The following is a 21,905-nucleotide window of genomic DNA, read 5'->3' as shown; positions in this document are numbered from 1 at the left end:
TGCTCTCCTGCGGGATGATCCCTTCCTGCATCGCGGAGGCGGTCACGCGTCCGGCGACGGAGCGAGACGGTAGAGCACCTGCGGGCGCCCCCGCTTGCCGTATCGGTGCGCCAGATCGATCACACCCGTCGCGACGAGGTGCTCGAGGTAGCGGCGAGCGGTCGCCCGGGAGAGCGCGCACGCGGTGGCGACCTCGGATGCCGACCGCGAGGTGACCGGGTCGAGAGCCGCCATCACGCGGGCCAGCGTGACGTCGGCGAGTCCCTTCGGCAGACCGCCCGTCGGGCCGGCCGAGAGTGCCGGTGGACGCTCCTCCGTCCGGTCGCTGACCCGGATGGTTCCGGTGGCGAGCAGCCGGTCGACCTCGCCCTGTGCGAGGGGTCGGTCCTGCTCCGAACCATCGCGGGCGCTGCGCCGTGCGGCGTACTCCTCCAGCCTCCGGCGCAGGACTTCCTGCGTGAAGGGTTTGATGAGATACCCGGCGACGTGCGCCGCGAGCGCCTGTCGCACCGTGACCTGGTCGCGCGACGAGCTGATCACGAGCACGTCGGGGCCCGCTGCATCGACGGCGCGAAGTCGGTGCAGCACTTCGACGCCGCTGATGTCGGGCAGGCGCATGTCGAGCAGCAGCAGGTCCACGTCGCCGGTCACCTGTGCGAGCGCTGCGGCGCCGGTGCCCGCCGTGCCCACGAGGTCGAAACCGGGAGTCTCGGCGATGAACCGGCCGTGCAGTGCGCGAGCGCCGGGGTCGTCGTCGACCACGAGCACACGGATCTCGCTCATCGCACCTCATCCATCTCGAAGTCGAAGCGCGCGCCCCCGAGGGGCGAGCGTCCGATCTCGATCACTCCGCCGCGCGCCATCACGGTGCGGCGCACGAGATCGAGTCCGATGCCGCGACCGCCGACCGTGCGCGCGGACTTCGACGAGTACCCGCGAGCGAAGACGCGATCGACGTCGGCGGGGTCGATGCCCGGCCCGTCGTCCTCGACCGAGCCGATCAGCGTGCGTCCGCGCTGCGTCACCGTGCAGCGAACGTTCCTCGCACCGGCTTCGCCCGCGTTGCGGCAGAGGTTCGCGACGACCAGCAGCACGCCCTCGTCGATCTCGATGTCGTCATCGACGTCGACCTCGAGGTGCGCTCCCAGCGCGGTGAGCTCCCTCCGCACGGCCTCGATCGCGACGCTCATGACCGGAGCCCGCGTGGTTCCCGGGCGCTCGGAGGTGAGCACCGGAACGATGCCGTCGATGTACGTCAGCGCCTCCTCCGCATCACCGTGCGAGACGAGGCCGTGGATCACGTGCAGGCGGGTGCTGAACTCGTGCGACTGCTCCTGCAGGGCGGCGGTGATGCGCCGCAGGTGCTCGTGTTCGGCCGCCTGCTCGTCGAGTCGGCGGAATCGTCGCTCGATCGCCGCCCCGACGGCCGAACTCGCGAGGGTGCCGACGACGAGGGCTCCGACGATCCACGGCAGGATGTCGCCGAGGGCCTCCTCGCGACGCGCGGAGAGGCTCGACTCCAACACGCCGACGGCCACCATGCCGATGATCCGGTCGCCGTCGCCGAAGACGGGCACCTTGGCGCGCAGCGATCGACCGGACGGACCGGTCTCGGTGCCGAGGAACTCCGCGCCCGCCAGCACCGACTCGTTCGTCGTCGACACGCGCACCCCGCGCTCGGACGGGAGCGGATGGGTGATCCGCACACCCTCGTCGTCGGTGATGACGACGTAGTACACCCCGGCGGCCTGCGCGACGATGTCGGCGAGGGGCTGCAGCTGCTCCGTCGCGTCGGCGAGGTCGCCCGCATCGGCGGGATCGTCATCGTCGCCGCTGTCGACCGTGGACTCCAGTGTGCGCTGCACCTCGGGGAGCACGGCGAGGCTCGCGGCGACCTCGCGCACACGATCCGCCGTGGATGCGCGGATGCTGCGTTCCTGCGCCGCGATCGCGACACCCGCGGTCACCCCGACAGCGGACAGCACGATGAGGCTGGGCAGCAGGAGCATGCCGAGGCGCACGGCGCGTGCGCCGACCCTGCGTCTCATCCCGGCCGCCTCTCCGTCGCTGGATCGCCGCGCTCCGCTCTTCTATGAGCATCTATGAGCATCTATGAGCACAAAGCCGAGCGCACACGACGTGCGCTCGGTCTCTTGCCATCCTAATAACCGTCTTGCGGCGACAACGGTGTCCGCACGAGGAGGCAATGATGACGACGAGTCCATCGGGTACGCGGGTTCTGCCGCGGGTCATAGGCGGCACCATCGCCGCAGCGGCGATCGGCATCGCCGCGTTCGGTTCCATCACATCCGCCGCCGCCGGGCAGGACATCCACGCATCGATGACGATCATCGCCCCCGCCGCAGCAGGCGGTGGCTGGGACGGCGTGGCGCGCGAGCTCCAGCAGGCGCAGAAGGCCAACGGGCTCGTGAACAACGTCCAGGTCGTCAACATGCCGGGCGCCGGCGGCACGATCGCTCTCGGCAACGTCTCGGTGCTCGAGGGCCAGCCGAACAACCTCCTGGTCGGAGGGACCGGTCTCATGGCGGCGACGATCCAGTTCGGCTCCGCGGCGACGCTCGACGATGTGACGCCCCTCGCGGTGATCGTCGAGGAGTACGACGTCATCGTGGTGCCGGCGGACTCGCCGCACGAGACGCTCGACGATCTCGTCGCCGCCTGGAAGGCGGATCCGAAGAGCGTGCCGTGGACGGGTGGCGGCTCGTTCGACCAGCTCGTGGTGACCGATCTCGCGATCAGCGCGGGCATCGCGCCGCTCGATACGACGTACATCTCGTCGGACGGCGGCGGGGAGGCCATCCAGGCTCTCCTCAACGGCACGGCCCAGGCGGCGGCAGGCGGCTACCCCGACAACATCGATCAGATCGAGTCGGGCCGTCTGCGCGTGCTGGCTCTCGTCGCGGAGGAGCCGGTCGACGGCATCGACATCCCGACGGCCGCCGAGCAGGGGTACGACGTCTCGCTCACGAACTGGCGCATGCTCGCCGCCCCCGCGGGGCTGGAGGACGATCAGATCGGCGACCTGCGCGAGCTCATCACGGACTCGATCGCGACGCCGGAGTGGCGCGACGCGATCGACCGCTACCGCTGGACGGAACGGGTGATCATGGGGGAGGAACTCGACGCCTTCCTCGCAGACGAGCACTCCCGCATCGAGGAGCTGTACGAGGAGATGGGGCTGTGATGTCATCGAGCAACCCGACAGCGGTGTCGGCGGTCGTCGGGCAGCGGCTCGCGTTCGGCGCCGGGCCCGGACGGGCGGCAGCGCTGCTGAAGAACCTGACGATGCCGGTCGTGCTCGTCGCGTTCGCGACCTATCTGCTCGTGGGCATCATCACGATGAAGGTCCCCGAGGGGTCCGCGTTCCCCGGCCCGCAGTTCTTCCCGATGCTGATCATGCTCGGGCTCTACCTGTTCGCCGCCCTCCTCGCCGTCGGCGCGGTGAGGGAGCATCGCACGGGCGACGGCGCCGCGCCGACGGCATCCGCGCCACCCGCATCGACGGCATCCGCGTCCACTCCCGAGGCGCCGGCCGAGCCGCGCACGGTCCGCGTCGACGTGAAGTCCCTCGCCTGGGTGGTGGGCTCGTTCCTCGTGTTCTCTCTCGTGCTGAACATCCTCGGCTGGATCATCGCCGCGGGGCTGCTGTTCTGGTGCATCGCGCGCGGCTTCGGCTCGACCCGCTGGCTGTTCGGTCTCGTGGTCGGTCTGACCGTGAGCTCGCTGTCCTACATCGCGTTCGACATGGCGCTCGGCATGTCGCTGCCCTCGGGCATTCTCGGCTGGGGGTTCTGACATGGATGTTCTGCAGCTTCTCGCGGAGGGGTTCGCCGGGGCACTGACCTGGCAGAACCTCGTCTGGGTGCTGATCGGATGCCTGCTCGGCACCGCGGTCGGCGTGATGCCCGGCCTCGGCTCGTCGATGGCGGTGGCGCTGCTGCTGCCCGTGACCTTCTCGCTCGAGCCGACCGCCGCGTTCATCATGTTCGCCGGCGTCTACTTCGGCGGCCTCTTCGGTGACTCCACCATGGGCATCCTCATGAACACCCCCGGGCAGGCGTCGGCGATCGCGTCGACGATCGAAGGCCACAAGATGGCCCGTAACGGGCGGGCGGCACAAGCCCTCGCGACCGCGGCGATCGGCGCGTTCATCGGCGGTTTCATCGGCTCCATCGTCGTGGTCTTCCTCGCTCCGGCGCTGGCCGACTTCTCGAGCCGTTTCGGACCCGCGGAGTTCTTCGCGCTCGCCGTGTTCGCCTTCGTCGCGACGTCGTCGGTGGTCACCGACAACGTCGTCAAGGGACTGACCTCTCTGTTCATCGGTCTCGGCATCGCCGTGATCGGCGTCGACGGCGTCTCGGGCGCGCCTCGCTTCACGATGGGATCGCCGAACCTCTTCGACGGCGTCTCGCTGGTCACGGTGACGGTGGCGATCCTCGCACTGGGCGAGGTGATCTATGTCGCCTGCCTCGAGCGGCACATGAAGGACAAGGCGATGATCAGGCCTTCGGGCCGGCCGTGGCTCACGCGCCGCGAGTTCAAGGAAGCGACTCCGGCGTGGCTCAGAGGGACGGCGATCGGTCTTCCGTTCGGCGTCGTTCCCGCCGGCGGTTCCGAGATCCCGACCTTCCTCGCCTACGGGCTCGAGAAGCGACTGGATGCGCGCCGGGCGCGACCGAAGTTCGGCACCGGGGCGATCCGCGGCCTTGCCGCCCCCGAGGCGGCCGGCAACTCGACCACGAGCATGGCCATGGGTGCTCTGCTCGCGCTCGGTCTGCCGATCTCGGCGACCGCCGCGATCATGCTCGCCGCCTTCCGTCAGTACGGGCTGCAGCCAGGGCCCCTGCTGTTCGAGCGCGCCCCCGAGCTCGTCTGGGCGCTCCTCGCGAGCTTCTTCATCGCGATGGTGGTGCTGCTGATCCTCAACCTCCCGTTCGCGATGCTCTGGGCCAAGCTACTGCTCATCCCGCGTCCATACCTCTACGCGGGGATCACCCTCTTCTGCGCACTCGGCATCTACGCGACGAGCGGTTCGGCGTTCGACCTGCTCATGCTGCTCGGCATCGGTCTGCTCGGCTTCCTGATGCGGGCTCTCGACTACCCGCTCGCCCCGCTGATCATCGGCATGGTCCTCGGGCCGCTCGCCGAGACCAGCCTCCGCGATGCCGCGATGAGCGCGAACGGCGACTTCTCGGTACTCGTCCAGGGGCCCATCTCGATCACGCTGTACGTGATTCTGGGCGTGGTCCTGCTGGTCGCGATCCGCGGGCGCATCGTGACGCGAGCACAGGCGAAGGCCGAGGCGAGGACCGAGGCGAAGGAGTCGGTCGAGGCATGACGTCGGGCGGACGCCTCGGCGCGCTCAGTCGAGCAGGCTGGTGATCGCGGGGTCTCGTCGCGCGTAGTCGGCGGCGGTGGTGAGGATCACATCGCGCATCGCGGCGACGGCGACCGCGGGGGTGACGTCCGCGCGGTGCGCGAGACTCACGGTGCGCCGCATCATCGGGTGTGTCAGGCGCACCGAGCGCAACGCCGGCTGGTCGAACAGCACCATCGCGGGCACGACGGCGACGCCTACTCCTCGTTCGACGAAGCGGAGCACGGCATCCATCTCCGCCCCCTCGAGGACGTGCTTCGGGGTGATGCCCGCAGAGCGGAAGGCCGCGTCGGTGGTCGCGCGCAGCTCGTAGGTCTCGTCGAGGGCGATCAGCGGAAGCGTGGCGAGGTGCTCGAGGCCGATCGCGGGGGTGATCGCGACGGGAGGCTGGGATGCCGCGGAGACCACGACCAACTCCTCGGTGAGCAGAGGCATGCGCGTCAGGCTGAATCCCGACGGGGGTGGGCCCGTCGACTCGGTGATCAGCGCGATGTCGACGGCGCCGACCGCGAGCTGATCGACGAGAAGCCGTGATCCGCTCTCATCCAGGTGCAGGTCGACACCGGGGTGGGCCGCATGGAACGCGCTGATGGCCTCGGCGACGAGGCTGATGCACAGGGTCGGGGGAGCGCCGAGGCGCACGCGTCCGCGTCGGAGCCCGGCGAGCTCGCCCATCTCGTCGCGGATGGCCTCCGCTTCGGCGAGCATCCGCTGAGCGCGGGGGAGCAGTGCCTCGCCGGCGGCGGTGAGCGCGATGTGGCCACGCGCGCGGTGGAACAGCTCCGCGCCGAGTTCGCGTTCGAGGGTCGAGATCTGCCTGCTCAGCGAGGGCTGGGCGAGGTGCAGGTACTCGGATGCACGCGTGAAGTGGCCGAGGCGGGCGACCTCGACGAACCCGCGGAGCTGCTCGAGGTTCATGCCTTCAGTCTATCGATACGAGCAGAACTATGCATTGGACGGCATGAGGATGTCCTAACTAGCGTTGTGCCCATGACCTCACGCGAACGGCAGATCTCCACCACGGTCCTCGTCATCGGCACGGGAGGCTCGGGGCTCCGGGCGGCGATCGAGATCGCCGAGCACGGCGTCGACGTGCTCGCGGTCGGCAAGCGTCCGCGGCAGGATGCGCACACCTCGCTCGCCGCCGGTGGCATCAACGCCGCTCTCGGAACCATGGACGAGGCCGACAGCTGGCAGCAGCACGCCGCCGACACCATCAAGGAGAGCTACCTGCTCGCCAACCCGCACACGGTCGAGATCGTGACGCAGGGGGCCGAACGAGGCATCCGTGATCTCGAGCGCTGGGGCATGGACTTCGCCCGCGAGGACGACGGCCGCATCTCGCAGCGGTTCTTCGGCGCCCACACCTTCCGCCGCACGGCCTTCGCCGGCGACTACACCGGCCTCGAGATCCAGCGCACCCTCGTGGCCAAGGCCGAGCAGCTCGAGGTCCCCATCCTCGACCACGTCTACATCACCCGCCTGCTCGTACGCGACAACGTCGTGTTCGGCGCCTACGGCTTCGATCAGTCCGACGGCACGCGCTACCTCATCCACGCGGATGCCGTGATCCTCGCCGCGGGCGGCCACAACCGCATCTGGCGTCGCACCTCGTCGCGACGCGATGAGAACACCGGCGACTCGTTCCGCCTGGCGGTCGAGGCAGGGGCGAGGTTGCGCGACCCCGAGCTCGTGCAGTTCCACCCCTCGGGCATCATCGAGCCCGAGAACGCGGCGGGCACTCTCATCTCCGAGGCGGCTCGAGGCGAGGGCGGCATCCTGCGCAATGCGCTCGGCGAGCGGTTCATGTCGAAGTACGACCCCGAGCGCATGGAGCTCTCGACCCGCGACAGGGTCGCGCTCGCCGCGTACACCGAGATCGCCGAGGGGCGCGGCACCGAGAACGGCGGCGTCTGGCTCGACGTCTCGCACCTGCCGCGCGAGACGATCATGACCCGGCTGCCCCGGGTCTACCAGACCATGATGGAGCTGCAGATGCTCGACATCACCACCGAGCCGATCGAGATCGCCCCCACGGCGCACTACTCGATGGGCGGCGTGTGGGTGCGGCCGGAGGATCATCAGACCGACGTCGACGGGCTCTACGCGATCGGCGAGGCGTCGAGCGGGCTGCACGGCGCCAACCGCCTCGGCGGCAACTCGCTCATCGAGCTGCTCGTCTACGGTCGCATCGTCGGGCAGGCGGCGATGGCCCATGCGGCCGGCCTCGACGCGCAGCGTCGGTCGCCGGAGGCCGTGGCCCGGGCTCGCGCTGAGATCGACGACCTGCTCGCCGCGGACGGCCGCGAGAACGTGCGGGCGCTGCAGCGCGCGATCCGCAACACGATGACCCAGCATGCGGGGGTCGTCCGCTCGGACGAGGGACTGCGTGCGGGTCTCGCCGACCTCGACATGATCGAGGGACGGATGGAGGACATCGGCATCCACCCCGACATCGCAGGCTTCCAGGATCTCGCGCACGCCTTCGACCTCAAGGCGTCGGCGCTCGCCGCCCGCGCCACGATCGAGGCGGCACTCGAGCGTCGCGAGACGCGCGGATGCCACAACCGCAGCGACTACCCCGACACCGACCCCACGCTGCAGGTCAACCTCGTCTGGTCGCCCACCGGCGGAGTCACGCACGAGCCGATCCCCGAGATCCCGGCGGAGATCGCCGAACTCATGCGGGAGGTCGACACCGAGGGCAAACTCGTCGAGTAGCCCGCATCCGAACTCGCTCCCGTCGCAGGGTGCATCGCGACGGGAGCGGCCGGGTGGCGGAGCGAGGTAGGAGTCGCTCAGTCGCCCTCGTCGGTCTCCGGACCGTCGATGACCCCGATCCCGACCGCTTCATGGTCGGGCTCGGGGTCGTTGCGCGTCGGCGCCTTCGGCTCCTCGCCGGGGTTCTTCTCGGTGCTCGGCTCTTCGAGCTCGGCGTCGTCGGGAACCTCCGCGGGGTCGGCGTCTTCGGGCGACTCCGCCTCGTCGGGAGTGTCGGCGGTGTCGGTGCTGTCGGCGGCTTCGGTGCTCTGGCCCGTCTCCACGAACTCGCCCGCTTCGCCCGACGACGGTGTCGGGGTCGGTGCCTGCGCCTCCGGGGCGAGGTTCGCGGCCGGGTCCTGGTCGGGTGTGCTGTTCGTCATGATCATCCCTTTCGCATCGAGTGCCCGATCAGCTTCACCTCTCGGTCGCGTCGGAGGAAGGGGCTTGACGCGCGATCAGAAGTGCATCTGCCTGAGGGTGCCGTACTTGATCAGGAGCTCCTCGATCGTGGAACCGTCGGCGTACTCGAATCGGACGGTCGTGCCGCCGCCGGCCAGCACGATGTCGGGGCCGTTCGAGAACAGCAGCGTCGACCACGGCGAGGTCCATACGGTCGCGCTCGCGGCATCCCGCGCGGTGACGCCCGCGGCATCCATCTCGATCGCGACGACCTTGTCCGACCCCTTCACAGGGAAGACGACCGGGAACTCGCTGCCCTCCCACTCGCGGAAGTACGCGGTCAACCCGATCTTCGCCTGGGGGAAGCCGGCCCGCAGGCTGCGGCCGACGCGCGACACGTGCACCTCGCGCTGCACCGGGCCGTTCTCATCGGTGACCGTGATCGTCAGACTGCCGCCGATCGGGTACGTCTGACGGAAGAGCTCCTCCTGACGACTGTCATCGGGGGCGAGGTCGCTGCTCTCGATGAACGGCTGCTCGCCGATCCACCCGGTGCGTACGGTCCAGGTGCGGCTGGTCGCGCGCTTCTTGCGCCTCGAGCTGAGCACCCCGAAGACGACGATCAGCAACAGGACCAGCGCGCCCGCGCCGAGGAACAGCAGGATTCCGGTGTCATCGCTCACGGGATCAGGGTAGCGGGGCAGATCAGGTTAATGACGGTGAACCGAATCGGCGAATGCAGCGTAGCCTGGAGGGGTGACAGCGTACGTCTCGGCCTTCGACCTCTTCTCCATCGGCGTGGGGCCGTCGAGCTCCCACACGGTGGGACCCATGCGAGCCGCGCTCGACTTCGCGCACCGGCTGCGCGCCGAGGGATCACTCGATCCTGTCGCCCGAGTCGGGTGCACGCTCTTCGGCTCGCTCGGCGCGACCGGGATCGGGCACGGAACCCCGGATGCCGTGGTCGCGGGCCTGCGCGGCCTCTCACCCGAGACCTGCGACCCCGCCGAGGTCCGCTCGGCGTGGACCGATTTTCCGGCGGGAGGGATGCTCGCGCTCGACGGCGACCATGAGGTGCCCTTCGCGAAGGACGACATCGTGTTCGCCCCGCGCACGAGACTCCCCGGGCATCCGAATGCGATGACGATGACGGCATGGTCGGCCGACGGCGCCGTCGTGGCGGAGGAGACGTACTACTCCGTCGGCGGCGGATTCATCCGCCGTGACGGCGAAGAGGCGAAGCTCGCTCCCGCGCCGCTGCCGTACTCCTATCCGGATGCCGCGTCGCTGCTCGCGCTCTGCGACGAGCACGGGTTGTCGATCGCCGAGGTCGCGCGTCTCAACGAGACCGCTGAGCGCAGCGAAGAGGACGTGGCCGCCGGGCTCGACGCGATCTGGGACGCGATGGCCGCCTGCGTCGATGCCGGTCTGCACTCCGACGGGGTGCTTCCCGGCATCCTCAAGGTCAAGCGGCGTGCGGGCGTGATCCGCGCCCAGCTCGAAGAGGCCGAGTCCGACGGGCACCGCGAGTTGCCGGGGGAGTGGCTCGGAGCGTTCGCGCTCGCCGTCAACGAGGAGAACGCGGCGGGCGGGCGCGTCGTCACGGCACCGACGAACGGTGCCGCCGGCATCCTTCCGGCCGTGGCGATGTACTGGTGGCGGTTCCTCGCCGATTCGGGGCTCGGGGCGGGCAACGCCGTCACCCCGTACGGAGAGCTGGTGGGCAGCGCACTGCTCGGCTTCGACGGCTCGCGTGCGATCGATGCCCCCGTTGTCGACGGCGCCGAGGGCGACGAGAGCGTCGCCGAAGCGAACCGTCGCCGCGGCATCCGTCGGTTCCTGCTCACCGCCACCGCGCTGGGGTCGCTGTTCAAGGCCAACGCGTCGATCTCGGGGGCCGAGGGCGGATGCCAGGCGGAGGTCGGGTCGGCCTGCGCGATGGCTGCGGGTGGTCTCACCGCCGTGATGGGCGGAACGAACAGGCAGATCGAGAACGCCGCGGAGATCGCCATGGAACACCATCTCGGACTCACCTGCGACCCGATCGGCGGGCTCGTGCAGATCCCGTGCATCGAGCGGAACGCGATCGCCGCGTCGACCGCCGTCACCGCTGCTCGCCTCGCGCTCCGGGGCGATGGCAGCCACTACGTCTCGCTGGATGCGGTGGTCGAGACCATGCGCCAGACGGGCATCGACATGTCGACGAAGTACAAGGAGACCAGCGAGGGCGGACTCGCGGTCAACGTCATCGAATGCTGAGACATCTCGCGCCGATCGGCGTCTGAACCTGCCGATGTCGGCGGTCGCGCGTAGCCTCGGGGCATGGAGTCGATCTGGATGCCGGGCAGTCGTCGTCGGCGTGAGCAGCCCGTCGTCTCCGTCCGCGCGAATGACGACGCGCCGGAACCTGGAGAGGTCTGGCCCACGAGCATCCCTGCGGTCGCCCAGGTGCTCCGCGAGGGGCTCGACCTCTCGCCAGGGGTGACTTTTCTCGTCGGCGAGAACGGCAGCGGAAAGTCCACCATCGTCGAGGGCGTCGCGATCGCCTACGGGTTGTCCCCCGAGGGCGGATCGCGCAACGCCACGCACAGCACCCGCCCGACCGAGTCGCCCCTGTCGGAGTGGCTGCGGATCCAGCGCGGCGTCGGTGCGAACCGCTGGGGCTTCTTCCTCCGTGCCGAGACGATGCACTCGTTCTACACATACCTCGAAGAGAACCCGTCGACGAGCGGTCCGGATGTACCCTTCCACGAGATGAGTCACGGCGAGTCCTTCCTCGCGGTGCTGCAGAGTCGTTTCGACGAACCCGGTTTCTACTGCCTCGACGAGCCCGAGGCCGCGCTCTCGTTCCAGTCGACGCTCGCGCTCATCGCGGTGCTGCAGAGGATCGTCGACGAGGGCGGGCAGGTGCTGTGCGCCACACACTCGCCGGTGCTCGCCGCGCTTCCCGGTGCGCGCATCCTCGAGGTCGGCGACTGGGGCATCCGGCCCGCGCAGTGGAGCGATCTCGAGCTGGTCGGCCACTGGCGCTCGTTCCTGCAGGACCCGCCCCGGTACCTGCGGCATCTGCTGGACTGAGGGCGCGGGAGAGGGCGTGGGCGGTACGGCGGCGACAGTCGCCGCTCAGCCGGCGGCGTGTTTCTTCGTGTGCCTGGTCGGGGCGGCGACCCAGGGATCCTCGGGCCACGGATGCTTGGGGTAGCGTCCGCGCATCTCCGCGCGCACCTGTGAGTACGGACCCGACCAGAACGAGGCGAGATCGTCGGTGACCGCGAGCGGGTGTCCGGCGGGGGAGAGCAGGTGGAACAGCACGGGGGTCCGTCCGTCTACCAGCCTCGGGGTCTGCGCCCAGCCGAAGCACTCCTGCAGCTTCACCGCCACCACGGGTCGTGCCGTCGGATCCCCGAGCTCCGGGTAGTCGATGCGGATGCGCGAGCCGCTGGGCACCTCGAGCCGCTCGGGGGCGAGGTCGTCGAGGCGGGATGCCTCGGGCCAGGGCAGCAGGCGGCGGAGCGCGGACGTCAGATCGAGCCGCGCGACCGCAGTCCCGGCGGCCAGCGCATCGAGCTCGGGTGCCATCCAGGTGTCGAGGGCGTCGAGCAGCCCGCCATCCGAGACATCGGGCCAGGGAAGGCCGAGCTCGCGGTGCAGCAGACCCAGCCGACGCCGCAGCGCATCGGCGCCACCGGTCCATGCGAACAGGCCGAGACCGTCTCGACGGAGCGCCCGACGCACGGCATCCCGGCCCTCCTCCGCCGACGCGCGCACCGGAGCGGAGGAGCGAAGGATCGCGCCGACGCGGCGTTCCCGTCGTGCCTGCACGCGCCCACCGGTGAACTCCGCCTCGACCCGGTCGGTCATCAGATGGCCGGCGGACTGCTCGAGCTGGCTCTCCGACAGCGCCGCCGCAGAGCGGATGACGGCGCCCGATCCCGCCGCGGCCCGACCCGCCGCGCGTGCCACATCGGCGACCGCGAGCCACTCCACCGCAGCGAGCGGGCCCTGCACCCCGGCACGGGTGCCCGATGCCAGCAGGAACGTCGCACCCTCGGCGGTGCGATCGACGCGCTGCGCGATCCGGTCGGGAAAGGCGAGGGCGATCACGAGGCCGACGCCGTCGAGGTCCGACCGGACTCCCGGTGCGGGATGGGCGAGGCGCTCGAGCCGATCCGCGTCGCTGCGCCAGCGCCGGGCATCCGGCGTGCGTCCCCCGCGCAGGGTGACGAGCGCCTGTGCGGCGTCGGCCTGGGCTACCCGCACATCACCACCCAGCAGCGCGACGACCTCGGCGGTCAGTCGGGCGCCGACGATCGGGCTGCCGTCACGCAGGGCGCGGGCGAGTCGCGGATCGGCAGGGATGCGCGCCAGCGCACGGCCGTCGGCAGTGGCGTGGCCCTGGTCGTCGATCGCTCCGAGTCCGCGCAGCGCGGTGAGCGCGTCGGCGAGTGAGGCAGCGGGCAGCGGCTCGATCATCCGCAGTCCCGCGCCACCGGGCGCACCCCAGCACGCGAGCAGCAGTGCGGCGTCGGCGAGGTCGGACACGGCGATCTCCGCGACCGGGCGGGCAGGCGCCGCCGCGTAGGTGCGCTCGTCGACGCAGCGGATGACCGTGCCGGGGCCCTGTCGCGTCGCACGGCCCGCCCGCTGCACGCAGGACGACCGTGATGCCGCGGTCGTGACGAGGCCCGTCATTCCCCGGGCGGCGTCGCGCTGCGGATGCCGAGACAGACAGCTGTCCACGACCAGGCGCACCCCCGGCACCGTGAGCGAGGATTCGGCGAGAGAGGTGGTGACGATGATGCGCGGCGCCTCACCCGCACGGCGGCCCCGGATGACGGCATCCTGTTCCGCCGCCGGGATGCGTCCGTGCAGTTCGCGGATGTCGGCCTCACCGCTCGCGTCACGGAGGCGCCGGGCGATCTCCGAGACCTCGCGCACACCCGGCGCGAACACCAGCACGTCCGCCGTCGGGTCGTCGCGGGTCAGCGCACGCGCGGCATCCGTCGTCGTGCGGGCGACGTGGTCGAGGAACTCCCGGGTGACCCCGCGCTCGTCGAGCCGTGGTGCGGGACTCGGCGCCCAGCGCTCGGTGAGCGCAAAGGCGGGGACCTCGTGGTCGACCACCGGGGCGGGCAGGGTGTCGGTGCCCAGAGCGTCCGAGATGCGCGCGGCATCGAGGGTCGCCGACATCGCGACGACCACGAGGTCGTCCCTCAGCTCGCGCACCTCGGAGAGCAGACCGATCAGCAGGTCCGTCTCGAGCGCGCGCTCGTGGACCTCGTCGAGGACCACCGCATCGACGCCGTCGAGGCCGGGGTCGTCGAGCATCCGCCGCAGCAGCACCCCCGCCGTGACGAACTCGATCCTGGTCCCGGGTCCTGCCGAGCGCTCGCCGCGCACCGTGAATCCCACCCGTGCGCCCAGCGGCGTGCCGTCGAGGTGGGCGAGTCGTCGGGCGGCGGCACGGGCAGCGACCCGTCGAGGCTGGGTGACGATCACCCGGCCGGGCGACCGCGACGCCAGCAGCGGCGGTACGAGAGTGGTCTTGCCCGTTCCGGGAGGAGCGCTCACCACCACCGCGGCGCGGGTGTCGAGTGTCGCCGAGAGCTCGTCGAGAGCGGCCGCGAACGAGAGCCCCGCGCCGATGGCGTCGAGGTCGAAGGCGGTCATGTTCCCAGTCTGCCCGGTCCGTTCCCCATCCGGGTGCAGGCAGAGGGGCGGTCGGGCGGCGGTCGAGTGGGCGTCGAGCGGGCCCGCACATGACGGATGCCGCGGCCGAATCGGCCGCGGCATCCGCTGTGCTGCTGGTTGCTGTGCTGCTGCTTACTCCGCTGCGGGAGCCGGCGGTGCCGGGGGCGGCGGGGTGGTCGGTGCCGAGCGTCGCGTCGGTGCAGAAGCCGCGGACGGTGCGGACGCTGCCGCGACTCCCTCGCCGATGCCGCGACCGACGGCCTGACCCTGGATGATCGACGCGAGGTCGAGTCCGGTCGCCGAGCTGACGCTGTCGAACACCGACTTCAGAGCCCGCGCGCTGTCGGCGCCGACGAGGTTCGATGCCCCGTCTTCGCTCGAGCCGCCGATGATCGACACGTTGCCGATCGCGGCGTAGCCCTTGGAGAACTCGGCCATGATCGACGGCAGCACGTCCAGCACGCGCTGCGACAGGAAGGCGTCCTGGTTGGACGCGATGGCCTTCGCCTCGGCCTCGACGGCTGCGGCTCGCGCCTCACCCTCGGCGCGGATCGCGTCGGCTTCGGCGTTGGCCCGCAGGCGACGTGCCTCGGACTCGGCCTCTGCCTGCGCGCGCAGCGCATCGGCCTCACCGGTCGCGCGAGCGATCGCGGCTGCGGCCTCACCGTCGGCCTTGGCCTTGTCGGCCTGCGCCTGCTGCTCGGCGATGCGGGTGCGCGCCTCGGCCTGCTTGACCTGCTCGATCGCGCCGGCCTCGGCCGCACGCTCACGCGTGTAGAGCTCGGCCTGTGCGCGGGTCTCGGCCTCGTACCGCTGCGCGTCGGCGACGCGCTTGACGTCGGCATCGAGCTGCGCCTGACGGTTCTCGGCCTGCTGCTGCAGAACGGCCTGCTGTGCCTGCTCGCGGGCGAGGTTCTCGGCCTGCTCGGCCTCGGCGCGCGCACGGCCGATGCCGGCGTTCGCGTTGGCGGTGTTCGTGTCGAGAGCGGTCTGCTCGACCAGGTTGGCTTCCTGGTTGGCGATGTTCTTCTGGTTGATCGCACGGTCGGCGTTGGTCTGCGAGATCTCCGCGGACTGGCGCTTCGCCTGGATCTCGGGGGCACCGAGGGACTGGATGTAGCCGACCTTGTCGGTGATCCCCTTGATCTGGAACGAGTCGAGGATCAGACCCTGCTCGGCGAGCTCCTGGGAGACGTCGGCGGCGATCTGGTCGGAGAACTTCTTGCGCTCGCGCATGAGCTCGACGACCGAGAGCGTGGCGACGATGCCACGCAGGGCACCCTCGAGCTGTTCGGTGGTGAACTGCTCGATGGCCTTGTCCTGCGAGGCGAATCGCTCGGCGGCCCGGCGGACGAGGATGGGGTCGGAGCCGATCTTCACGATCGCGACGCCGTCGACGTTGAGCGTGACGCTGTCGAGCGACTGCGCCTCGGCGTTGAGGGAGACCTGGCGCGAACGCAGCGAGATGATCTCGTGGCGCTGCGTGATCGGGTTGACGAGCGACTTGCCGTTCACGATGACGGTGACGGGCGATTCCGACATCTCGTCTCTGGTCGAGCCGTCCGCTCCGATGACAGCGCGTGCCACCTTCTGCTTGCGTCCCGAGATGACGAGGGCCTCGTCGGCTCGGGCGACCTTGATCCAGCTGCGTGCGAACAGCAGCAGGATCAGCAGGATGACGACAGCGGCGACGACGGCGATGCCGACGATGACGAGGATGCCGACTGCTCCGGCGATCTCCATGGATGACCTCCCTGGTTCCCCCCGAGGGGGCGGTCCGTGATGCCCGCGCGGTCGCGCGGGCGGTTACGGTCCACCCTGCCAGAAAACGGCTCCAGCCGTCGCCGGGAGTCGGGCCCCTTCGGTGTGGGAGGAGAACTCCTCGACGGGAGGACCCCTGTGCGTGATCTCGCCGCCCGACGGGGAGAAATCCGCCCGACGGGGAGAACCTTCCAGGGGAACCCCCCGACAGAGGTCAGCGGCCGCGGAGCTTCTCGGCGAGGTCGCGCAGGGCCTTCAGCTCGTCGTCGTCGAGCCGCGACATGCGGTCGGCGATGGAGCGGCCGTGCACGGTGGCGATCTGACGGAACGCCCGGACGCCGGCATCCGTCGCGCGGATCAGCGCACCGCGTCCGTCGTCGGGGTCGGGGCACTTCTCGACGAGTCCGCGCGAGACCATGCGGTCGACGAGACGCGAGACGCTGGGCTGACTGATCAGCATGTTCGAGGTGACGTCGCGCAGCCGGGCGGACTTGCGGGGCGAGCGCGTGACCGTGAGGAGCACGTCGTATTCGGCCTGTCCGAGGTCGGAGCGATCGAAGTCGGCGTTCATCTCGGTGAACAGCTCGTGCTGCGCGCGGAACAGGCTCTCCCACGCCTGGACGGCGAGCTTGCGATCGGTCATGGAGACCAGATTACTGGCAACAGTAAAGGGCCGGTCGGAGAGGCTCCCGACCGGCCCTTGTCCCTTGCACCAAGAGTGTCCTGCAATCACATGCGGTGTATGCCACAGCAAACATTCACCGTGCGATCACTCTATAACGGCGAGATAACGAATGCAACGGTTTGGTCACGGAAAGTTGGTTGCATCATGCTGCTTGTCTGTCCGATCTCACGAAAGGTGTCGGAGTCTCACGAAGAGTGTCGGAGCGTCTCGCGAAAGTGTCGGAATCTCACGAGGCGTGTCGGAAGCGCGGCGTGTCGACGAGGCCCGGTGAGCAGCAGACGTAGTCTGCCCGTGAGCAGATCCCCAGGCGGGAATCTTTGTCAGGGCTCAGAACATAGGCCAGTACCGCTCCCCAGGAGAGAGGCTGGCTGCCAAATAGGAAGCATCCGTCGACGTCGATTGGATCCCTATGGACCTGACTCAGCAGTGGCCTTCCCCGCCCGCTCCCGAAGTAGGCGTGACGCGGGCACGCGTCGAGTACCGTCTCGATGGCGTGCAACTTGAGCTTGACGCTATCGATTGCGATGACGTCCCTTTCGAACGAGGCGATCCTGTTCGGAGCTTCCCCAGTTGGCGACTCAAACGGCACTACGACGGATACCACTGGATGGGAGTTCTTGGTGCCTCAATCGGCTTCGAGTCGCTGACTGAGCGGGGCTGCCTCATCGAGTTGGACCGCACGCCCGGTGTTATCGCCGTCGCCAGCCAGCCGATGTGGATTCAGTGGGTCACTCCCGGCGGCCTGCGCGAGCACTACCCCGACTATTTCGTGCGTCTCGAAGACGGACAGGCCGTGCTGATGGATGTCAAGCCTGCGGCCCAGATCAAGGACGACGTCAGAAAACAGTTCGACATGACGGCGGTGTTTGCGGCCGAGCGAGGCTGGCGTTACGTCGTGTATGACGCCGAATCGAAGATTCGCGAGGCGAACCTTCGATTCCTTGCTCCGTTCCGAGACAGCGCGAGCACCGAGGAACTGCCGAAGCTGCCCGAAGACGGGTTGCCGCTCTCCGACGTCGCTGTGCTGCTCGGCATCGGATCCGAGGGGTACGCGCGTTGCTATGCGCACCTCTGGTCAGGGCTGCTCGAGGCGAATCTCGAACAGCCACTCAGCATCAGAACAATCGTTTGGGAGAGGAAGGCGTAATGCGTGTTGCGGTCGGAGGGTCACTCATGTGGCGTCAGCGCAAGTACACGGTTCTGTTCATCGAGAGAGATTCGGCCACGCTCCGAGACGACGAGGGTGTCGAAGTCGAAGTAGCCGTCGACGAGCTTGGAGGCAGCGCAACACCGGTGCCTTCCGACACATCCGGTCTTCTGCACCTGTCGCTGCAGGTGGCGGATATCGAGCCAGGTATGGATCCCTGGCTGCAGGCGTGCATCCGCATTGAGGCTGCACGCGATGAGGTTGGGGTCGGGAAGGCCGTCGAAACGGAGCGAGGGTGGCTGGAGAAGCGCCTGGGGAAGCCCGTTTCCACGCGCCGTGTGGAGCGGCGGCTCAAGGTGTTCCGAGAGCAGGGGACGATCACTGCCGGCAAGCGTGCACCACGGAAGAGCACGTGGGATCCGCGCCTCATCGAGGCCATCAACTTCGTCTTGGAGGGGAAGAGTCGCTCGTCGACTGTGAGCCAGACGACGGCGATTGAGCAGATCACGCGGCGAATTGAACGTCTCCACGGCGATTCGGTGAAGCTGCCGAGTCGATCAACGTTCTTCCGACTACTCGAAGCAGATGACCGAGGACAATTCACCTTTGGATCGGCCAAGACTCGCGAGTCGCTGGCGCTCCAACCCGCCGGCAAGTTCGGCACCCGCACCGCACTCCGCCCCGGCGAACTTGTCGAGATGGACTCCACGCGGATCGATGTCATGTTGCGGATCGACGAGAAAACAGTCGGGCGGCCCGAGCTGACGATTCTCCTTGACGTCGCGACGCGCTCGATCCTCGCCGCGATGCTGCGTCCCGAGGGGACGAAGAGCGTCGACTTGGTGGCGGTTCTTGCCCGTGCGCTGGTGCCGTACGGCCGGCGCATGGAGGGGGTCCGTGAGACTCGACAGCTGATTTCGACCGCATGGGCTGATGATCAGCTGATCGATCAGGAGCGATTCGAGCGGTTGCGTCTCGCGCAGCCCTACGTATTTCCGGACACGATCACGACGGACCGCGGACGCAACTACGTGTCGCGGCATTTCCGGGCAGCGTGTGAGACGTTGCAGATCTCGCTGATCACCTCGGCTCCGCACACACCGACCGACAAACCGCACGTGGAGCGAGCCTTCGGCGCGATCAACTCGATGCTGTTGCAGCACGTGAAGGGGTATGTGGGGCGAAGCGTCGAGCATCGAGGTCGTGACGCAGACACCGACTCTGCCGAACTCCTGACGATCGCTCAGGCGCAGGAGCTAATCGAGGACTGGATCGCAGTGGAGTGGCAGAATCGTTCACATGACGGCTTGCGAGACCCGCTGCATCCGCGGATCAAGTTGTCGCCGAATGAGATGTGTCGGGCGTTCCGTGCGTACGTGCCTGAGCTCCATGTCCCGCTGACGCGAGATGATTACATCGCGCTGCTGCCCGTCCAGTACCGAGTACTCAATCGCTACGGCGTGCGCATCGATCATCGCATCTACAACTCAGAGCGGCTCAAGGGCCTGTGGCGACGTAAGTCTGACGACAAGGCGAGAAACGGCCGATGGCCAATCCGCGTGGATCCGTACAACTTGCACGTCGTATGGTTTGAGCAGGACGGTGAATTCATCCCGCTGCGGTGGTCGAACCAAGTCCATGAGCTTCCGCTGCTCGGTGATGTGTGGCGGTACGCGCGCGCCGAACACGTCACCCGCGATGACGCCCTCGAAGCAGAGCGTCGCGAACTCGCGATAGCGATCAAAGCGTTCGCCGGGCGAGGGAATCCGGCGCTTCGGAATGGCAAGCCGACGCAAAGCGCTCGGATGCGCGCACGAGCGGCAGCGATTGCGGACGATCCGATGAACCTGACGAGCGTCAAGAGCATCGAGGGTGACGAGCCAGCCGCTATGGCGGGCGAGTTGTCCGGCGATGGCGCGCTGGTCGACGAGTGGCCGAACACGGGCGGCTTCCCGTTCATCGGCGACGCACTCGATGATGTGCGGCGGAGGGTCGACGAATGATCGACATCGCCACCAAAGAAGGCTGGCGTGAGCACGTTGACATCGCGTACGAGCGTCCCGCTCCGATCACCTCACAAGAACTTCGAGCTCTAAGCTTCGGCGACCGGGCGCTGTACAACCAGAGTCGTGCCCGGTACTCGCAAGCTGGTGCCTTCGTGCGCACGCCACAGTTTCAGGTCTTTCAGCATGCTGTGCGCGATCGTGTCATGCTCAATGCTTACCGACGGGTCGGCAAGCTGGGAGTGATCCTGTCGGGAGAGCCCGGTCAAGGAAAGACCACGTCGCTGGTCGAGGTCGGCCGAGCGCACGAACGTCGGCGGAGAGATACTGGTCATCCTTCGGCGGGGCCGGGAAAGATCCCAGTTGTGTACGTAGCGGTGCCGGCCCAGTGCTCCGCGAAAGCGCTGATGCATGAGTTCGCGCGATTCTTGGGACTTCCCGTTCTTGGTCGGATGACTTACGGGGACTTGCTGGATACCGTGTCAAATGCATTGCGCAGGTGCTCCACTGAGCTCGTCTTGGTAGACGACGTGCATCATCTCGACCTCAACTATCGGCAGAACATCGAGGCGTCGGACATGCTTAAGCAGTTGTCGGAGAGGTGCGGTGGCACGTTCGTTTACGCCGGGATCGCAGTCGAGGGTACTGGGCTCCTAGATGGTGAGCGTGGCGGTCAGATCGGAAAGCGATTCGAAGTGCACGTCGCCGTACCATTCGGCTTGATCACTACCGAAGAGAAAGCCTGCTGGGGTGATCTGCTCCTTGCGATGGAGAACTCGCTGTGCCTTGCAGACCACCGACCGGGAGCCATCCTTCCTGCGGCAGCAACATTGCATGCGCTGACGGGCGGTGAGATCGGGCTGCTCAAAGACCTCCTGCAGTTCGCGGCCCTCAGGGCGATGGAGGACGGAAGTGAGAAGCTCGACTTGAGGGGATTCGAGCGCGATGTCAGCCGTCGTCAGACAGCGGCCGTACTGCTCAAGACTGCGGCTACGCTGCACACCCAGAAGCCGCGTCGGTCGCGGACGGGTGCGGGCGCGAAGTGAACTCGCTTTCCGCGCTGCCGATCTCCGTTCGTCTCTACCCGGGCGAGACGGTGTCGAGCTACTGGGCCCGGTTGTGCGCCGCCAACGCGATCGGCCAGAAAGACCTCTGGCTTGCGCTGCGGCACAAAGATCGGCTGCTTCCCATCGGGGTGACGCCAAGAAGCGCGCTTGCGTACGTCGAAGCTCTCGGGGGCCTTCCCGAGGGCGCCCTGGCCCGCGACTCAGGCGGTCTCACATGCGCGCATGGCGGCGCAACGCGCCAAGTCGAGTGCCCGAGTTGTCGGATGATCCCAGCAGCGGTGATGCTGTGTGGGCGATGTGCTGCGGGTGACCAGATCATGGTGTCGCGGATGCACGGACCCATCTGCGTGCGCCATCGAAAGTGGCACGTCGGGGACCGCGAGATTGACGTTGTTTTGCGCCCCAAGCACCTCGCGGCGCAACGCTTGCTGAACGGCTCTCTCGCGCTTCGCGGCGTGCCATATCGATCGCCCGAGATTGATGCGGCCGCGGAGTTGTTGCAGTTGGGAGTTTCTGAACGGGATGGCGGCGCTGACGATCTTGATGACGAGATTCGACTCTTCCCGCAACACGTATCGTTGGCTGCTCTGCTGACGGACGTTCGCCTCGCGAACGTATTGATGCCGCACTCGTTTGGTGGGCATGCACTGGCGATGCTGTTCGACCGACTTGTCACCGCGCACGCCAAGGGGCGTCGTACTGCGGAACGAGTCCTTGAGAGGCTGAGGATTCAGGGGCGTGAACTCTGGATCGGAACGATGGCTGTTCCGGTGCAAGGCGGCTGCATGCTCACCGATTCCGCCAGGCATATTCTTCCGAGAGTCAAGGTGATTCGCGCGCATGCGCTCCACCATCGCGTCGAACTGGCCGAAAGATAACCGTGCGCACACTTCCCTGCCATGTGGAGCCCTTGCCGGGTGAGACGCCGGCGGGCTTCTTGGGTCGGCTCACTGGCGTCAACGGCCTCGACGCCGACGCACTCGTTCACCAC

At 68.4% G+C, this 21,905-nt stretch carries 18 protein-coding genes; 10 read left to right on the top strand and 8 right to left on the bottom strand.

Annotated elements, in window-relative coordinates:
• Positions 1-42: 42 nt before the first annotated feature.
• Together FQ142_RS14155 and FQ142_RS14150 are read right to left on the bottom strand one after the other, a co-directional pair.
• Positions 43-783 (bottom strand): response regulator, encoded by a 741-nt coding sequence (locus FQ142_RS14155; protein ID WP_149423807.1) that lies wholly within the window; start codon positions 781-783, stop codon positions 43-45.
• The gene (locus FQ142_RS14150) at positions 780-2,048 is read right to left on the bottom strand and encodes an ATP-binding protein (protein ID WP_188042408.1); all 1,269 of its coding nucleotides are present in this window, start codon (positions 2,046-2,048) and stop codon (positions 780-782) included. The genes FQ142_RS14155 and FQ142_RS14150 overlap by 4 nt, the downstream gene beginning before the upstream one ends.
• A gap of 158 nt (positions 2,049-2,206) precedes the next feature.
• On the opposite strand from FQ142_RS14150, the gene FQ142_RS14145 reads away from it, so the two are divergent.
• From FQ142_RS14145 to FQ142_RS14135, 3 genes are read left to right on the top strand one after another with little or no spacing between them, the layout of a single operon-like run.
• Positions 2,207-3,205: a tripartite tricarboxylate transporter substrate binding protein gene (locus tag FQ142_RS14145; protein ID WP_149423806.1), complete on the top strand. Its 999-nt coding sequence runs from the start codon at positions 2,207-2,209 to the stop codon at positions 3,203-3,205.
• Positions 3,205-3,816 (top strand): tripartite tricarboxylate transporter TctB family protein, encoded by a 612-nt coding sequence (locus tag FQ142_RS14140; protein ID WP_262492160.1) that lies wholly within the window; start codon positions 3,205-3,207, stop codon positions 3,814-3,816. Before FQ142_RS14145 ends, FQ142_RS14140 begins: the two co-directional genes overlap by 1 nt.
• 1 nt (position 3,817) lies before the next feature.
• The gene (locus FQ142_RS14135; RefSeq protein ID WP_056412846.1) at positions 3,818-5,359 is read left to right on the top strand and encodes a tripartite tricarboxylate transporter permease; all 1,542 of its coding nucleotides are present in this window, start codon (positions 3,818-3,820) and stop codon (positions 5,357-5,359) included.
• A 24-nt stretch (positions 5,360-5,383) separates the two neighbouring features.
• Here the strand turns inward: FQ142_RS14135 and FQ142_RS14130 are convergent, their stop codons facing one another.
• Positions 5,384-6,316, bottom strand: a complete 933-nt coding sequence (locus FQ142_RS14130; RefSeq protein ID WP_056412844.1) for a LysR family transcriptional regulator — start codon at positions 6,314-6,316, stop codon at positions 5,384-5,386.
• Between the two features lie 72 nt (positions 6,317-6,388).
• On the opposite strand from FQ142_RS14130, the gene FQ142_RS14125 reads away from it, so the two are divergent.
• Complete coding sequence (locus FQ142_RS14125; RefSeq protein ID WP_188042407.1) at positions 6,389-8,119, top strand: L-aspartate oxidase; 1,731 nt, start codon at positions 6,389-6,391, stop codon at positions 8,117-8,119.
• Positions 8,120-8,196: 77 nt separating this feature from the next.
• Here the strand turns inward: FQ142_RS14125 and FQ142_RS14120 are convergent, their stop codons facing one another.
• Together FQ142_RS14120 and FQ142_RS14115 are read right to left on the bottom strand one after the other, a co-directional pair.
• Positions 8,197-8,541 carry a hypothetical protein gene (locus FQ142_RS14120; protein WP_149423803.1) on the bottom strand — a complete coding sequence of 115 codons (345 nt, stop codon included), beginning with the start codon at positions 8,539-8,541 and terminating at the stop codon, positions 8,197-8,199.
• Between the two features lie 75 nt (positions 8,542-8,616).
• Positions 8,617-9,243, bottom strand: coding sequence for a hypothetical protein (locus FQ142_RS14115; protein WP_149423802.1), 627 nt, complete (start codon positions 9,241-9,243; stop codon positions 8,617-8,619).
• 73 nt (positions 9,244-9,316) lie between these two features.
• Between FQ142_RS14115 and FQ142_RS14110 the strand changes: the two genes are divergently transcribed.
• Together FQ142_RS14110 and FQ142_RS14105 are read left to right on the top strand one after the other, a co-directional pair.
• On the top strand, positions 9,317-10,819 hold the full coding sequence (locus tag FQ142_RS14110) for an L-serine ammonia-lyase, iron-sulfur-dependent, subunit alpha (protein WP_149423801.1): 1,503 nt from the start codon (positions 9,317-9,319) through the stop codon (positions 10,817-10,819).
• Positions 10,820-10,882: 63 nt separating this feature from the next.
• The gene (locus FQ142_RS14105; protein ID WP_082539189.1) at positions 10,883-11,638 is read left to right on the top strand and encodes an AAA family ATPase; all 756 of its coding nucleotides are present in this window, start codon (positions 10,883-10,885) and stop codon (positions 11,636-11,638) included.
• Positions 11,639-11,683: 45 nt separating this feature from the next.
• On the opposite strand, the gene hrpB is transcribed toward FQ142_RS14105, so the two are convergent.
• From hrpB to FQ142_RS14090, 3 genes are all read right to left on the bottom strand, one after another.
• Positions 11,684-14,230 (bottom strand): ATP-dependent helicase HrpB, encoded by a 2,547-nt coding sequence (gene hrpB, locus FQ142_RS14100; protein ID WP_149423800.1) that lies wholly within the window; start codon positions 14,228-14,230, stop codon positions 11,684-11,686.
• Between the two features lie 153 nt (positions 14,231-14,383).
• Complete coding sequence (locus tag FQ142_RS14095) at positions 14,384-15,994, bottom strand: SPFH domain-containing protein (RefSeq protein WP_045254789.1); 1,611 nt, start codon at positions 15,992-15,994, stop codon at positions 14,384-14,386.
• A 232-nt stretch (positions 15,995-16,226) separates the two neighbouring features.
• Positions 16,227-16,655 carry a MarR family winged helix-turn-helix transcriptional regulator gene (locus FQ142_RS14090; RefSeq protein ID WP_149423799.1) on the bottom strand — a complete coding sequence of 143 codons (429 nt, stop codon included), beginning with the start codon at positions 16,653-16,655 and terminating at the stop codon, positions 16,227-16,229.
• Between the two features lie 451 nt (positions 16,656-17,106).
• Between FQ142_RS14090 and FQ142_RS14085 the strand changes: the two genes are divergently transcribed.
• From FQ142_RS14085 to FQ142_RS14070, 4 genes are read left to right on the top strand one after another with little or no spacing between them, the layout of a single operon-like run.
• A complete protein-coding gene (locus FQ142_RS14085) occupies positions 17,107-17,844 on the top strand; it encodes a TnsA-like heteromeric transposase endonuclease subunit (RefSeq protein WP_149423798.1) in 738 nt (245 codons plus the stop codon).
• A 26-nt stretch (positions 17,845-17,870) separates the two neighbouring features.
• A complete protein-coding gene (locus FQ142_RS14080; RefSeq protein ID WP_188042406.1) occupies positions 17,871-19,847 on the top strand; it encodes a Mu transposase C-terminal domain-containing protein in 1,977 nt (658 codons plus the stop codon).
• Positions 19,844-20,893: an ATP-binding protein gene (locus FQ142_RS14075; protein WP_149423796.1), complete on the top strand. Its 1,050-nt coding sequence runs from the start codon at positions 19,844-19,846 to the stop codon at positions 20,891-20,893. Before FQ142_RS14080 ends, FQ142_RS14075 begins: the two co-directional genes overlap by 4 nt.
• A complete protein-coding gene (locus FQ142_RS14070; RefSeq protein WP_149423795.1) occupies positions 20,890-21,792 on the top strand; it encodes a hypothetical protein in 903 nt (300 codons plus the stop codon). The genes FQ142_RS14075 and FQ142_RS14070 overlap by 4 nt, the downstream gene beginning before the upstream one ends.
• Positions 21,793-21,905: the final 113 nt, after the last annotated feature.

Source organism: Microbacterium sp. ANT_H45B (assembly GCF_008369345.1).
Classification (GTDB): Bacteria; Actinomycetota; Actinomycetes; order Actinomycetales; family Microbacteriaceae; genus Microbacterium.
Note: the sequence above shows the minus strand (reverse complement) of the source record. Positions and strands in the feature narration are given on the sequence as shown.

Excerpts from the sequence above, each read along its gene's own strand:
- FQ142_RS14145 (WP_149423806.1), top strand. The coding sequence starts at position 2,207 with ATGATGACGACGAGTCCATCGGGTACGCGGGTTCTGCCGCGGGTCATA.
- FQ142_RS14130 (WP_056412844.1), bottom strand. The coding sequence starts at position 6,316 with ATGAACCTCGAGCAGCTCCGCGGGTTCGTCGAGGTCGCCCGCCTCGGC.
- FQ142_RS14155 (WP_149423807.1), bottom strand. The coding sequence starts at position 783 with ATGAGCGAGATCCGTGTGCTCGTGGTCGACGACGACCCCGGCGCTCGC.
- FQ142_RS14095 (WP_045254789.1), bottom strand. The coding sequence starts at position 15,994 with ATGGAGATCGCCGGAGCAGTCGGCATCCTCGTCATCGTCGGCATCGCC.
- FQ142_RS14090 (WP_149423799.1), bottom strand. The coding sequence starts at position 16,655 with ATGACCGATCGCAAGCTCGCCGTCCAGGCGTGGGAGAGCCTGTTCCGC.
- FQ142_RS14085 (WP_149423798.1), top strand. The coding sequence starts at position 17,107 with ATGGACCTGACTCAGCAGTGGCCTTCCCCGCCCGCTCCCGAAGTAGGC.
- hrpB (WP_149423800.1), bottom strand. The coding sequence starts at position 14,230 with ATGACCGCCTTCGACCTCGACGCCATCGGCGCGGGGCTCTCGTTCGCG.
- FQ142_RS14135 (WP_056412846.1), top strand. The coding sequence starts at position 3,818 with ATGGATGTTCTGCAGCTTCTCGCGGAGGGGTTCGCCGGGGCACTGACC.
- FQ142_RS14105 (WP_082539189.1), top strand. The coding sequence starts at position 10,883 with ATGGAGTCGATCTGGATGCCGGGCAGTCGTCGTCGGCGTGAGCAGCCC.
- FQ142_RS14120 (WP_149423803.1), bottom strand. The coding sequence starts at position 8,541 with ATGACGAACAGCACACCCGACCAGGACCCGGCCGCGAACCTCGCCCCG.
- FQ142_RS14080 (WP_188042406.1), top strand. The coding sequence starts at position 17,871 with ATGTGGCGTCAGCGCAAGTACACGGTTCTGTTCATCGAGAGAGATTCG.
- FQ142_RS14140 (WP_262492160.1), top strand. The coding sequence starts at position 3,205 with ATGTCATCGAGCAACCCGACAGCGGTGTCGGCGGTCGTCGGGCAGCGG.
- FQ142_RS14150 (WP_188042408.1), bottom strand. The coding sequence starts at position 2,048 with ATGAGACGCAGGGTCGGCGCACGCGCCGTGCGCCTCGGCATGCTCCTG.
- FQ142_RS14075 (WP_149423796.1), top strand. The coding sequence starts at position 19,844 with ATGATCGACATCGCCACCAAAGAAGGCTGGCGTGAGCACGTTGACATC.
- FQ142_RS14125 (WP_188042407.1), top strand. The coding sequence starts at position 6,389 with ATGACCTCACGCGAACGGCAGATCTCCACCACGGTCCTCGTCATCGGC.